The 12,998-nt window shown below is 71.5% G+C and carries 10 protein-coding genes; 2 read left to right on the top strand and 8 right to left on the bottom strand.

What is annotated here, in order from left to right; genetic code table 11:
• Window positions 1–161: 161 nt before the first annotated feature.
• The 6 genes from whiA to uvrA form a co-directional block, all read right to left on the bottom strand.
• Window positions 162–1,142, bottom strand: coding sequence for a DNA-binding protein WhiA (whiA, locus tag ACIGZJ_RS20290; protein WP_387941660.1), 981 nt, complete (start codon window positions 1,140–1,142; stop codon window positions 162–164).
• A complete protein-coding gene (yvcK, locus tag ACIGZJ_RS20285; RefSeq protein WP_396458499.1) occupies window positions 1,133–2,230 on the bottom strand; it encodes a uridine diphosphate-N-acetylglucosamine-binding protein YvcK in 1,098 nt (365 codons plus the stop codon). The genes whiA and yvcK overlap by 10 nt, the downstream gene beginning before the upstream one ends.
• 64 nt (window positions 2,231–2,294) lie before the next feature.
• The gene (gene rapZ, locus ACIGZJ_RS20280) at window positions 2,295–3,200 is read right to left on the bottom strand and encodes an RNase adapter RapZ (protein WP_392935865.1); all 906 of its coding nucleotides are present in this window, start codon (window positions 3,198–3,200) and stop codon (window positions 2,295–2,297) included.
• A 124-nt stretch (window positions 3,201–3,324) separates the two neighbouring features.
• Entirely contained in the window at window positions 3,325–5,430 is a 2,106-nt protein-coding gene (gene uvrC / locus ACIGZJ_RS20275) for an excinuclease ABC subunit UvrC (protein ID WP_396458498.1), read from the bottom strand.
• Between the two features lie 42 nt (window positions 5,431–5,472).
• Entirely contained in the window at window positions 5,473–5,946 is a 474-nt protein-coding gene (locus ACIGZJ_RS20270) for a Rieske (2Fe-2S) protein (RefSeq protein WP_396458497.1), read from the bottom strand.
• Window positions 5,947–6,146: 200 nt separating this feature from the next.
• Entirely contained in the window at window positions 6,147–9,059 is a 2,913-nt protein-coding gene (gene uvrA / locus ACIGZJ_RS20265; RefSeq protein ID WP_396458496.1) for an excinuclease ABC subunit UvrA, read from the bottom strand.
• Window positions 9,060–9,330: 271 nt separating this feature from the next.
• Between uvrA and ACIGZJ_RS20260 the strand changes: the two genes are divergently transcribed.
• Together ACIGZJ_RS20260 and ACIGZJ_RS20255 are read left to right on the top strand one after the other, a co-directional pair.
• Window positions 9,331–10,146: a maleylpyruvate isomerase family mycothiol-dependent enzyme gene (locus tag ACIGZJ_RS20260; protein WP_396458495.1), complete on the top strand. Its 816-nt coding sequence runs from the start codon at window positions 9,331–9,333 to the stop codon at window positions 10,144–10,146.
• 112 nt (window positions 10,147–10,258) lie between these two features.
• Window positions 10,259–10,912, top strand: a complete 654-nt coding sequence (locus tag ACIGZJ_RS20255; protein WP_392935850.1) for an MBL fold metallo-hydrolase — start codon at window positions 10,259–10,261, stop codon at window positions 10,910–10,912.
• A gap of 90 nt (window positions 10,913–11,002) precedes the next feature.
• Here ACIGZJ_RS20255 and ACIGZJ_RS20250 read toward each other — a convergent pair whose 3' ends face one another.
• Together ACIGZJ_RS20250 and ACIGZJ_RS20245 are read right to left on the bottom strand one after the other, a co-directional pair.
• Window positions 11,003–11,977, bottom strand: coding sequence for a TerC family protein (locus ACIGZJ_RS20250; RefSeq protein ID WP_396458494.1), 975 nt, complete (start codon window positions 11,975–11,977; stop codon window positions 11,003–11,005).
• Window positions 11,978–12,271: 294 nt separating this feature from the next.
• The gene (locus ACIGZJ_RS20245) at window positions 12,272–12,853 is read right to left on the bottom strand and encodes a TerD family protein (protein ID WP_396458493.1); all 582 of its coding nucleotides are present in this window, start codon (window positions 12,851–12,853) and stop codon (window positions 12,272–12,274) included.
• Between the last annotated feature and the right edge of the window lie 145 nt (window positions 12,854–12,998).

Here is a 12,998-nt window from a genome sequence, read left to right as displayed (position 1 = left end):
GAGCAGGGCTTCCACCCTTGGCTCCGGCGGCAGTTGGTCCAGGCCATCGGAGCGGGCCGCAAAACCGGCCCTTCGGGAAGTTCGGACGCGAAACGGCCGGCGTCCATGATCCAGGACACCGGCCGTTCACTCTGTGAGACGGGATTGCGCTAGAACGGGGCCTAGTTCATCGCCATCTCGTCGGTCAGGTTCGCCTCCGTGCTGGGCAGCCCCAGCTCCGAGGCGCGCTTGTCGGCCATCGCCAGCAGGCGGCGGATCCGACCGGCCACCGCGTCCTTGGTCAGCGGCGGATCGGCCAGCGCGCCCAGCTCCTCCAGCGAGGCCTGCTTGTGCTGCATCCGCAGCTGGCCGGCGGCGGCCAGGTGCTCCGGCACCTCCTCACCGAGGATCTCCAGCGCGCGCTGCACCCGGGCGCCGGCCGCGACCGCGGCGCGGGCCGAGCGGCGCAGGTTGGCGTCGTCGAAGTTGGCCAGGCGGTTGGCGGTGGCGCGGACCTCGCGCCGCATCCGGCGCTCCTCCCAGGCCAGCACGGACTCGTGGGCGCCCAGGCGGGTCAGCAGCGCGCCGATGGCGTCGCCGTCGCGGATGACCACCCGGTCGACGCCGCGCACCTCGCGGGCCTTGGCGGGGATGCCGAGCCGGCGGGCCGCGCCGACCAGGGCGAGGGCCGCCTCGGATCCGGGGCAGGTGATCTCCAGCGAGGAGGACCGGCCGGGCTCGGTGAGCGAGCCGTGCGCCAGGAAGGCGCCCCGCCAGGCCGCCTCGGCGTCGCAGGTCGCACCGGAGACGACGGCCGGGGGCAGGCCCCGGATCGGCCGGCCCCGCCCGTCGACGAGTCCGGTCTGCCGCGCCAGCAGCTCGCCGTCCTTGACCACCCGCACCACGTAACGGCTGCCCCGGCGCAGGCCGCCGGGAGCCATCACCACCAGGTCCGAGGAGTGTCCGAAGATCTCCAGCAGGTCCTTGCGCAGTCGCCGCGCCGCCGCGCCCGTGTCCAGCTCCGCCTCGATCACGATGCGGCCGCTCACGATGTGGAGCCCGCCCGCGAAACGCAGGATCGCCGACACCTCCGCCTTGCGGCAGCAGGCCCTCGTGACCGGGAGCCGGCTGATTTCGTCCTTCACCGCTGGAGTCATCGCCATGGCCCGATCCTTCCATGTGTCCGGAAAATCCGGTCGTACGCGGCTGCCAACAGCTCCGGGTCGTGTCGCGGCGAGCCGTCGGTGCGGGCGACCTGCCCGAGCACCAGGGCCGCGCCCATCCGCTCGGCGGCCTTCTCCAGCCCGGCCAGGTCGGCCTGGCCGAACGCGCCGCCGGTGACGGCCCGCTCGTCCACCAGGATCGCATCCACCGCAAGGCCGGGGGCGTGGTCGGCGATGACCTCCAGGTGGCGCTGCGGGGTGAAGCCCTCGGTCTCGCCGGGCTGGGGGGCCAGGTTCAGGGTGAGCAGGCGGCGGGCGCGGGTCTCGGTGAGGGCCTTGGCCAGCTCGGGCACCAGCAGGTGCGGCAGCACGCTGGTGAACCAGGAACCGGGGCCGAGCACCACCCAGTCCGCCTCCCGGACGGCGGTGACGGCCTGCGGGACGGCCGGCGGCTCGTCCGGCAGCAGCCGGATCGACTGCACGGTGCCGGGCGTGACCGCCACGCTGGCCTGGCCGCGCACGGCGGACAGCTCGCCGGGCCGGTCCGGGTCGTGGCCGCGGACGACGGCCTCGATGTCCAGCGGGACGGCCGACATCGGCAGGACCCGGCCCTGGACGTTCAGCAGCCGGCCCACCCAGTCCAGGGCGGCGACCGGATCGCCGAGCTTCTCCCAGAGGGCGACGATCAGCAGGTTGCCCACCGCGTGGCCGCCCAGCTCGCCGCTGCCGGTGAAGCGCTGCTGGATCACCTCGGACCAGGTGCGGCCCCAGTCGTCGTCCCCGCAGAGGGCGGCCAGCGCCTTGCGCAGGTCCCCCGGGGGCAGCACGCCCAGCTCCTCGCGCAGCCGTCCGCTGGAGCCGCCGTCGTCGGCGACGGTGACCACGGCGGTGAGGTCGCTGGTGAGCCGGCGCAGCGCGGACAGCGAGGCGGACAGGCCCTGGCCGCCGCCGAGGGCGGTGATCCTGGGTGCCGGGTTGGTGCGGGCCGGGCTGGTGCGCGCCCGACCGGGCGTGGCGGTGCGCGCCGGGACTCCTGTCCGATCGGCGGCCCTGTGCTGAAGCTGCCGCCCGGGCACGTATCCCGTCACACCTACCTCGCGTTCCCTTTGCCGGCCGCCGGTCTCCGCCGGCGGCCCGGCAGGGTTACGGCGGCTACTCCCGTCCCATGTCACGGTGGACGAGCACCGTTTCGACGCCGTCCGCGATGAGACGCTTCGTCAGGCGCTCGGACATCGCGACGCTGCGGTGCTTGCCACCGGTGCAGCCTACGGCAAGCGTCATGTAGCGCTTCCCCTCGCGCCGGTACCCCTCGGTGACGATCCGCAGCAGCTCGGCGTACCCGTTGAGGAACTCGTTGGCTCCGGGCTGCTGGAACACGTAGTCGGCGACATCACTGTCGGTGCCGGTACGGGCACGCAGCTCGGGGACCCAGTGCGGGTTCGGCAGGAAGCGACAGTCCACCACAAGGTCGGCGTCGACCGGAAGACCGTACTTGAAGCCGAAGGACATCACGGTGGCCCGCAGCTCGGGCTCGTCGTGGTCGGCGAACTGGGCGTCGAGCTTGGCGCGCAGCTGGTGGACGTTGAGGTTGGAGGTGTCGATCACCAGGTCCGCCTCGCCGCGCAGCTCGCGCAGCAGGTCCCGCTCCTGGGCGATGCCGTCGACGATCCGGCCGTCGGCCTGCAGCGGGTGCGGGCGCCGGACGCTCTCGAAGCGACGCACCAGGGCGTCGTCCGAGCTGTCCAGGAACACCACGCTGAGCCGGACGCCGCGCTTCTCCAGCTCGTCCAGCGAGGTGAGCAGGTCGTCGAAGAACTGCCGGCCCCGGACGTCCACCACGGCGCCGATCCTGGCCACGTTGCCCTGGGAGCGGGCGCCGAGGTCGACCATGGTCGGGATGAGGGCCGGCGGCAGGTTGTCCACCACGAACCAGCCCAGGTCCTCCAGGCACTTCGCGGCGGTTGATCGGCCGGCTCCGGACATGCCGGAGATGATCACCAGCTCCGGGGTGTTCTCTCCCCCGGCCTCCGGCCGGGTGGTACCCCCATGATCGGACACGGTCACTTCGGTTCCCCGCTCTCGATGGTTCTGCTGAGGAGAACGCGCGCGGTGCGGCCAGGCTTCCCCGTCTCACTCGGACGGGCGAATGCAGGGCGCACCGGCTGACGGGCGGCGTCGGCCGTCATGGCGTCTCCTGGGATGGTGCGGTCTGGGTCTCGGGCACTGCGCGCGCCGGCCCGACGGCCACGTCGGCGCTGTCATCGATGATCTCGCCCGTGGCGGTGTTCACGGCGAGTGCCGCGGGTGGACGGGACGACAACGCTGCCGCAACAGTTTCCGCCGTCCGCCGTCCGATACCGGGTACGGCGCAGAGTTCGTCGACGGTGGCCGCCCGGAGCCTCTTCAACGAGCCGAAGTGCTTGAGCAGCGCCTGGCGGCGAGTCTCGCCGAGGCCGGGGACGGAGTCCAGCTCCCCGGCGGTGAGTCGCTTGGAACGCTTGTTGCGCTGGTAGCCGATCGCGAAGCGGTGCGCCTCGTCGCGGACCCGCTGGAGCAGGTAGAGGCCCTCGCTGCTGCGCGGCAGCACCACCGGGTCGTCCTCGCCCGGCAGCCAGACCTCCTCCAGGCGCTTGGCCAGGCCGCACAGGGCGATGTCGTCGATGCCGAGTTCGTCCAGGGCCCGCTGGGCGGCCGCGACCTGCGGCTGGCCGCCGTCGACCACCAGCAGCTGCGGCGGGTAGGCGAAGCGGCGCGGGCGCCCGGTCTCGTCCCGGGTGCCCGCGGCGTCGGGGCCGGCGTCCGAGCCGGCGGCGTCCTGGCCGGCGTCCGAGCCGGCGGCGTCCTGGCCGCCCGGGTCGTCGGCCTCGGGGACGGCCCACTCGCCGGTCTGCTCGCGCTCCTGGAGGTAGCGGCGGAAGCGGCGGCTGATCACCTCGTGCATCGAGCGGACGTCGTCCTGGCCCTCGAAGCCCTTGATCTGGAAGCGCCGGTACTCGCTCTTGCGGGCCAGACCGTCCTCGAAGACCACCATCGAGGCGACCACGTCCTCGCCCTGGAGGTGGGAGATGTCGAAGCACTCGATGCGCAGCGGGACGGAGTCCAGCTCCAGCGCGTCGGCGATCTCCTGGAGCGCGCGGCTGCGGGTGGTGAGGTCGGAGGCGCGCTTGGTCTTGTGCAGGGCCAGCGCCTGGAGGGCGTTGCGCTGCACGGTGGCCATCAGGTCCTTCTTGTCGCCGCGCTGCGGGATACGCAGGTCGACCTGGCTGCCGCGCAGCCCGGCCAGCCACTCCTTGACCGGTCCGACCGGCTCGGGCAGCGCCGGCACCAGCACCTCGCGCGGGACGGACTCGGTGCCGCCCCCGTAGAGCTGCTGGAGCGCGTGCTCGACCAGGCCGGCGGTGTCGACGTCCTCGACCTTGTCGGTGACCCAGCCGCGCTGTCCGCGCACCCGGCCGCCGCGCACGTGGAAGATCTGGACGGCGGCCTCCAGTTCGTCCTCCGCGAGGGCGAGCAGGTCGGCGTCGGTGGCGTCGGCGAGGACGATCGCGTTCTTCTCCATCGCGCGCCTGAGCGCCCCGATGTCGTCGCGCAGCCGGCCCGCCTTCTCGTACTCCAGCTCGGCGGCGGCCTCCTGCATCTGCTCTTCCAGCCGGCGCAGGTAGTTGCCGGTGCGCCCGGCCATGAAGTCGCAGAACTCCTCGGCGAGCGCCCGGTGTTCGTCCGCGCCGACCTTGCCGACGCAGGGCGCGGCGCACTTGCCGATGTAGCCGAGCAGACACGGGCGGCCGACCTGCGCCGCGCGCTTGAACACGCCGTTGGAGCAGGTGCGGACGGGGAAGACCCGCAGCATCAGGTCGACGGTCTCGCGGATCGCCCAGGCGTGCCCGTAGGGGCCGAAGTAGCGCACGCCCTTCTTGTGCGCGCCGCGCATCACCTGGACCCGCGGGTACTCCTCGTTGAGGGTGACCGCCAGCTCCGGATAGCTCTTGTCGTCGCGGTACTTGACGTTGAAGCGGGGGTCGAACTCCTTGATCCAGGAGTACTCCAGCTGGAGCGCCTCGACCTCGGTGGCGACCACCGTCCACTCCACCGAGGCCGCGGTGGTGACCATCGTCGCGGTGCGCGGGTGCAGCCCGGCGAGGTCCTGGAAGTAGGACGACAGCCGGGGCCGCAGGCTCTTGGCCTTCCCCACGTAGATGACCCGCCCGTGGGCGTCGCGGAACTTGTACACCCCCGGGGAGGTCGGGATCGCTCCCGGGGACGGTCGGTAGGTGGACGGGTCAGCCATGGGTCCACCGTACCGAGTCGCGCCGACGGCGTGGAGTCGAGATCAACTGCTGGATCGCGGGGACACCTTGATGTCGGTGCCCTGGACCTCCGCCTGGTACTGGGGAAGCCCCGTGGGGGCCGGGCCCTCGACGCGGGCGCCGGTGGTGGCGTTGAAGGCGCTGCCGTGGCAGGGGCACTTGATCAGCTGGTTCTCGACCTTGTCCACCACGCATCCGGCGTGGGTGCAGACCGCGCTGAAGGCCTCGTACGTGCCGGGCGAGGGCTGGGTGACGACGACCTTCTGCTCGCGGAAGACCTTGCCGCCGCCGACCGGGATGTCGGCGGCCGGGCCGACCACCACGGGCTCCTTGAGCCCGCCCTTGGCGGACCCGGCGGACCCGGAGCCGGAGGAGGCGCCGGAGCCCGAGGAGGCGCACCCGGTGACCGCGACCGCACCACCGGCGGCAAGCACGGCGGCGGCTCCGCAGAGCACGGTACGGCGGGAGGCGGCGGGGCTCTCAAGGGCCTCGGACATCGGTGCGTGCTCCTGGGTCGGTGACGGCTGCCCGACGACGGCCGGTCGGGGTGGCGGGTCTGCGGTGCGGGTCTGCGGTGCGGGCCTATACGGCCGGTCTGCGCGGCCGGCCCGGGTGGCCGGTCCGGTCCGGCGGAAAGTCTATGCGCCGCAGGGCCGGCCGTACCGGTGATCCCCGGTACGGCCGACCCCGTGGGCGCCTACTTCTTCGCGGCGGCGGCCCGCTTGCGCGGTGCCTTCGCCTTCACCGGGGCGACCGGGGCGTCGGCGAACTCCCCGGGCAGGATGTCCCGCAGGAACTTGCCGGTGTGGCTCTCCGACACCGCGGCGATCTGCTCCGGGGTGCCCTCGGCGACCACCGAACCGCCGCCGGAGCCGCCTTCGGGGCCCATGTCGACGATCCAGTCGGCGGTCTTGATCACATCGAGGTTGTGCTCGATGACGATGACCGTGTTGCCCTTCTCCACCAGCCCGGAGAGCACCTTGATCAGCTTGCTGATGTCCTCGAAGTGCAGACCGGTGGTGGGCTCGTCGAGCACGTAGACCGTCCGCCCGGTGGAGCGCTTCTGCAGCTCGGAGGCGAGCTTGACGCGCTGCGCCTCGCCGCCGGAGAGCGTCGGAGCGGACTGGCCGAGCCGGACGTAGCCGAGGCCGACGTCGTTGAGCGTCCTGAGGTGCCGGGCGATCGCCGGAACGGCCTCGAAGAAGCCCAGCGCCTCCTCGATCGGCATGTTGAGCACCTCGGCGATGGACTTGCCCTTGTAGTGCACCTCCAGCGTCTCCCGGTTGTACCGGTCGCCGTGGCAGACCTCGCACGGCACGTAGACGTCGGGCAGGAAGTTCATCTCGATCTTGATGGTGCCGTCGCCGGAGCAGTTCTCGCAGCGGCCGCCCTTCACGTTGAAGGAGAACCGGCCGGGCAGGTAGCCGCGGACCTTGGCCTCCTGCGTCTCCGCGAAGAGCCGGCGGACGTGGTCGAACACCCCGGTGTAGGTGGCCGGGTTGGAGCGCGGGGTGCGGCCGATCGGCGACTGGTCGACGTGCACCACCTTGTCCACCAGGTCGGTGCCGGTGATCCGGGTGTGCCGGCCGGGCACGCTGCGGGCGCCGTTCAGCTCCCGGGCGAGGTGGGTGTAGAGGATGTCGTTGACCAGCGTCGACTTGCCCGAGCCGGAGACCCCGGTGATCGCGGTGAAGGTGCCGAGCGGGAAGCCGACCGTGACGTCCTTGAGGTTGTGCTCGCGGGCGCCGTGCACCGTCAGCTGGCGCTTCCTGTCCCGCTCGCGGCGGGTCGCCGGGATCGGGATGGAGCGCTTGCCGGAGAGGTACTGGCCGGTCAGCGACTCCTTGTTCGCGAGCAGCTGCTTCATCGAGCCGGAGTGCACCACCCTGCCGCCGTGCTCACCCGCGCCCGGGCCGATGTCGACCACCCAGTCGGCCATCTTGATGGTGTCCTCGTCGTGCTCGACGACGATCAGGGTGTTGCCGATGTCCCGGAGGCGGACCAGGGTCTCGATCAGCCGGTGGTTGTCGCGCTGGTGCAGGCCGATGGAGGGCTCGTCCAGCACGTAGAGCACGCCGACCAGGCCGGAGCCGATCTGGGTGGCCAGCCGGATCCGCTGGGCCTCGCCGCCGGACAGGGTGCCCGCCGCGCGGTTCAGCGACAGGTAGTCCAGGCCGACGTCGACCAGGAAGCGCAGCCGCTCGTTGACCTCCTTGAGGACCCGCTCGGCGATCTGCTTGTCCCGGGCGTTGAGCTTCATCGCACCAAGGAAGTCCGAGCAGTCGCTGATCGACATCGCCGAGACGTCCGCGATGGACCGGCCCTCGACGGTGACCGCGAGCACCACCGGCTTCAGCCGGGTGCCCTGGCAGGTGGGGCAGGGCACCTCGCGCATGTAGCCCTCGAAGCGCTCGCGGCTGCTGTCGCTCTCCGCCTCCTGGTGCCGGCGCTGGATGAACGGGACGGCGCCCTCGAAGCCCGTGGTGTAGGACCGGTCCCGCCCGTAGCGGTTGCGGTAGCGCACCTCGACCTGGTGCTTGTGCCCGTACAGCAGCGCCTTCTTGGCGCGGGCCGGCAGCCCGGCCCAGGGGATGTCGGTGCGGAAGCCCAGCTCGCCCGCGAGCGCGTCGATCAGGCGCTGGAAGTACTCCTTGGTGTGGCCGCCGGACCACGGGTGGATGGCCCCCTCGTCGAGCGAGCGCTCCTCGTCGGGGATGACCAGCTCCGGGTCCACCTCCATCCGGTTGCCCAGGCCCGAGCAGTCCGGGCAGGCGCCGAACGGCGAGTTGAAGGAGAACGAGCGCGGCTCCAGCTCCTCGAACGACACGTCGTCGTAGGGGCAGTAGAGGTGCTCGGAGTACATCCGCTCGCGCTCCGGGTCGTCCTCCGGGAGGTCGACGAAGTCGAGCACCACCATGCCGCCGCCGAGCCGCAGGGCCGTCTCCACCGAGTCCGTCAGGCGGCGCTTGGCGCCCTCCTTGACGGTGAGGCGGTCGATGACCACCTCGACGGTGTGCTTCTCCTGCTTCTTGAGCTTGGGCGGCTCGGCCAGCTGGATCGTCTCGCCGTCCACCCGGGCGCGGGCGTAGCCCTTGGACTGGAGGTCGGCGAAGAGGTCGACGAACTCGCCCTTGCGCTCGCGCACCACCGGGCTGAGCACCTGGAACCGGGTGCCCTCGGCGAGCTCCAGCACCTTGTCGACGACCGCCTGCGGGGACTGCTTGGCGATCGGGCGGCTGCAGTGCGGGCAGTGCGGCTTGCCGATCCGCGCGAACAGCAGGCGCAGGTAGTCGTACACCTCGGTGATGGTGCCGACGGTGGAGCGCGGGTTGCGGTTGGTGGACTTCTGGTCGATCGAGACGGCCGGGGAGAGGCCCTCGATGAAGTCGACGTCGGGCTTGTCCATCTGCCCGAGGAACTGCCGGGCGTAGGAGGACAGCGACTCGACGTAGCGGCGCTGCCCCTCCGCGAAGATCGTGTCGAAGGCCAGCGAGGACTTGCCGGACCCGGAGAGGCCCGTGAAGACGATGAGGGAGTCGCGGGGCAGGTCGAGCGAGACGTTCTTGAGATTGTGCTCGCGAGCACCGCGGACGATGAGGCGGTCGGCCACTGCTTCTGGCGCCTTTCTCCGGGGCGAGGAGGACGTGCGTGAGAGGTGTACTTCTTCCAGGATGCGGCAGCCAGCCTATAGCTCACGCGTTCGATTATCGAGCTTGTCCAGTGGAGTCCACCCGAACGAGTGAGTCGCCCGACCGGTATTGACCGGGGCTGTTCGAGAAAAGCCCTGCTCAGCCGTGACATCGGAGATAGCGTCACCCTCGTCAACGAGCGAACGCCCTCCTGGGCAACGCTGCCAACCAGTCCGACGGAGGCCGCACCCGATGACCGACCCGCAGAACGCCGTGACCACCCCTTCCGCCGCTCCCGACGCCGCGGCCGCCGCCGCGCTCGCCGGGGAGCGGCTGCGCCTGGTCGCCGTCTCCACCGGACACCTGCTGGACTCCGCCGCCGGGCTCAAGTCCGAGGCCCTCGCCGAGCCCTCCGCCCTGCCCGGCTGGACCAGGGGCCACGTCCTGGCCCACCTCGCCCGCAACGCGGACTCGCTGGTCAACCTGCTCGACGGGGCCCGGACGGGCACCGACATCCCGCAGTACGCCGACGGCGGGGCCCGCGACCGGGACATCGAGGCCGGCGCCGGGCGCCCGCTGGACGTCCACCTGGACGACCTGCGGGAGTCGGACCGCAACTTCACCTCGGCGGCCGCGCTGCTGCCCGACGAGGCCTGGACGGCCGAGATGCGCCACCGCACCGGCTACCTCTTCCCCGCCTACGACCTCCCCTGGAAGCGGCTGATGGAGGTCGAGTACCACCACGTGGACCTGGACGCCGGCTACACCCCCGCGCACTGGCCCGAGGTCTTCGCGGTGGCCGAGTTCCGCCGGCTGTCCGCCGGACTGGCCGGCGCCGAGGGCCTGCCCGCGGTCGAGCTGGTCTCCGACGACACCGCGGACCGGGCCCGGATCGGCGCCGACCAGGGCACCGCCGGGGCCGCCGCCCTGACCGTCGAGGGGCCCGTCCGGGCGCTGACCGCCTGGCTCTCCGGCCGCTCCGACGGGGACGGCCTCCAGGTCCACCGGGGTGGCGAGCAGCTCCCCGACGGCCGCGCCGCGCTGCCCGCGCTTCCCCCGCTGGGCTGACCGCGCGACGATTGATCCCGGACCCGCCGAGGGCGGCCCCGAGAGCAGTAGCGGCAGTCACGACAGCAGCACTCCCGACACCAGCAGTCCCGACACGACGAGGAGCGGACGGATGACGTACCACGGAGCGGTGAAGGTCGGCGGACCGCCGGACGTGCGCGAGCTGGCCCACCTGATCATCACCAAGGTGGCCGTCGGCCCGTACGACAACAACGTCTACCTGCTGCGCTGCCGGGCCACCGACGAGCAGCTGCTGATCGACGCCGCGGCGGACGCCCCGGTGCTGCTGGAGACGGTCGGCGAGAGCCTGGCCACCGTGGTCACCACGCACCGCCACCACGACCACTGGGGTGCGCTCGCCGAGGTCGTCGCGGCCACCGGCGCCCGCACCGCGGCCGGCCTGGTCGACGCCGAGGCCATCGACGTCCCCACCGGGCTGCTGCTGGCGGACGGCGACACCCTGCGGGTGGGCCGGGTCGAGCTGACCGTCCGGCACCTGGTCGGCCACACCCCCGGCGCGATCGTGCTGGTCTACGACGACCCGCAGGGCCACCCCCACGTCTTCACCGGGGACTGCCTCTTCCCCGGCGGCGTCGGCAACACCTGGGGCGACCCGGCGGCCTTCGAGAGCCTGTTCCGGGACGTCAACGAGAAGATCTTCGACGTCCTGCCCGACGAGGCGTGGGTCTACCCCGGCCACGGCAACGACACCACCCTCGGTGCCGAGCGCCCCCACCTCCAGGAGTGGCGCGAGCGCGGCTGGTAGGCACCGGAGCGCCCGAAGGCCCGGCCACTCGACCTTGCTCAGGTCGGGCGGCCGGGCCTTCGGGCGTCATACGGCGCCGGGCGTCAGGCGTCAGGCGTCGATCTTCTCCGACTCCTCGGCCGCCTGCCGCTTCGAGGCGACCAGGCTGGTCACGGTGGTGATGGCGAGCACCACCACGATGAAGCCGAGCGAGAACGGGATGCCGATCTCGGGCACGTGCACACCCTGCTCGTGCAGCGCGTGCAGCACCAGCTTCACGCCGATGAAGCCGAGGATCACCGACAGGCCGTACGAGAGGTGGACCAGCTTCTTCAGCAGCCCGCCGATCAGGAAGTACAGCTGGCGCAGGCCCATCAGGGCGAAGGCGTTGGCGGTGAAGACGATGTACGGGTCCTGGGTGAGGCCGAAGATCGCCGGGATCGAGTCCAGCGCGAACAGCACGTCGGTGGTGCCGATCGCCAGCATGACGATCAGCATCGGCGTCATCAGCCGCCGGCCGTTCTCCCGGATGAAGAGCTTGGTGCCGTGGTACTTGTCGGTCGACGGGAAGCGCTGCTCGATCGACTTGAGCAGGCGGTTCTCCTCGAACTCCTCGTCCTCCTCGTCGGCCCGCGCCTCCTTGATCAGCTTCCACGCCGTCCAGACCAGGAAGGCACCGAAGATGAAGAACACCCAGGAGAACTGGGCGACCAGGGCGGCGCCACCGGCGATGAAGACCGCCCGCAGCACCAGGGCGATGATCACGCCGAACATCAGCACGCGCTGCTGGTAGATCCTGGGCACCGCGAACTTGCCCATGATCAGGATGAACACGAAGAGGTTGTCGACACTGAGCGACTTCTCGGTGATGTACCCGGCGAAGAACTCGCCGGCCGGCTTCGAACCGGAGTGCCACCAGAGGAAGCCGCCGAAGAGCAGCGCCAGCACGATCCAGACCGTGGTCCAGATCCCGGCCTCCTTGACCGAGACCTCGTGCGGCTTGCGCCCTCCGATGAAGAAGTCGGCCACGATCAGTGCGATCAACACACCGATCGTCGAGACCCACATGGCTACGGAAACGTCCACTACTGCTCCTCCGGCAGGTAGGCGAGACAGTCATCGTCACTGCCGGAGGTCTCTTCCGCCCGTCGGCCCGCCACTGCGAGCCCGCCCGGACCAATGGCCCCGGGACGCCGCTCGGGACGCCCGTGATGACGGGACCACTGCGGGGGAATACTCCCCTCCGCTGCCACCGAGGATAACAGGTATCCCAAGAAAGGGTAAAGAAGGTAAAGAACCACCTCGCGCGGACCCTGACAGCCCCGGACGAACGGTGTGAAACCGCCCCTGCCGAGTCGCTGCCGAGTCCGGCCGCCCCCGTTACAGGAAGGGCTCGATCGCCGGGAGGAGGTCCTGGAAGGTCCGCGCCCGGGCCGGGGCGCCGATCGCCTGCATCCCCCAGCCGCCGTCCGGCTCCCGGAACACCTTGGCCATGATCTGGCCGGTGTGCGGGCCGCCGCCGGCCAGCTCGTAGCGGGCCAGCTCCAGGCCCGTCCCCTCGTCCACCAGCCGGCAGTGCGCGTTCTGCACCTCGGCGAAGCTCTGACCGGTGTACGAGCTGACCGTGAACACCACCTGGGTGATGTTCACCGGCACGTGCACCAGGTCGACCAGGATCGCCTCGTCGTCGTCGCCCGAACCGGCCCCGCCGACCAGGTTGTCACCGGTGTGCCGCACCGAACCGTCGTTGCTCTCCAGGTGCTGGAAGAACACCACGTCCGACGGGGTCCGCTCGGCGTACAGCAGGGCCGATGCGTCCAGGTCGATCTGCCGGGTGCGGCTGCCGAAGAGGCCGCGCTTGGGCGCCGCCCTCCAGCCCAGCCCCATCCGGACGACCGTCAGCGACTCACCCGACCCCTTCTGCAGGCTGACCCGCTGCCCTTTGGCAAGGTTCACCGACACGGCGTTGTCCTCTCTGCCGGCCGGGCGGTCGGTCACCGCGCCGGCTCCACGGTGGAACACCCCGTTGCCGTCCCCCGGCTGAGGCCCCCTGGTACGAACTCTGCGCACCGCCCGCCCCGGGCGGCACCGCAGGCCAGCCTAGGCC

Source organism: Kitasatospora sp. NPDC052868 (genome assembly GCF_044547105.1).
Classification (GTDB): Bacteria; Actinomycetota; Actinomycetes; order Streptomycetales; family Streptomycetaceae; genus Kitasatospora.
Note: the sequence above shows the minus strand (reverse complement) of the source record. Positions and strands in the feature narration are given on the sequence as shown.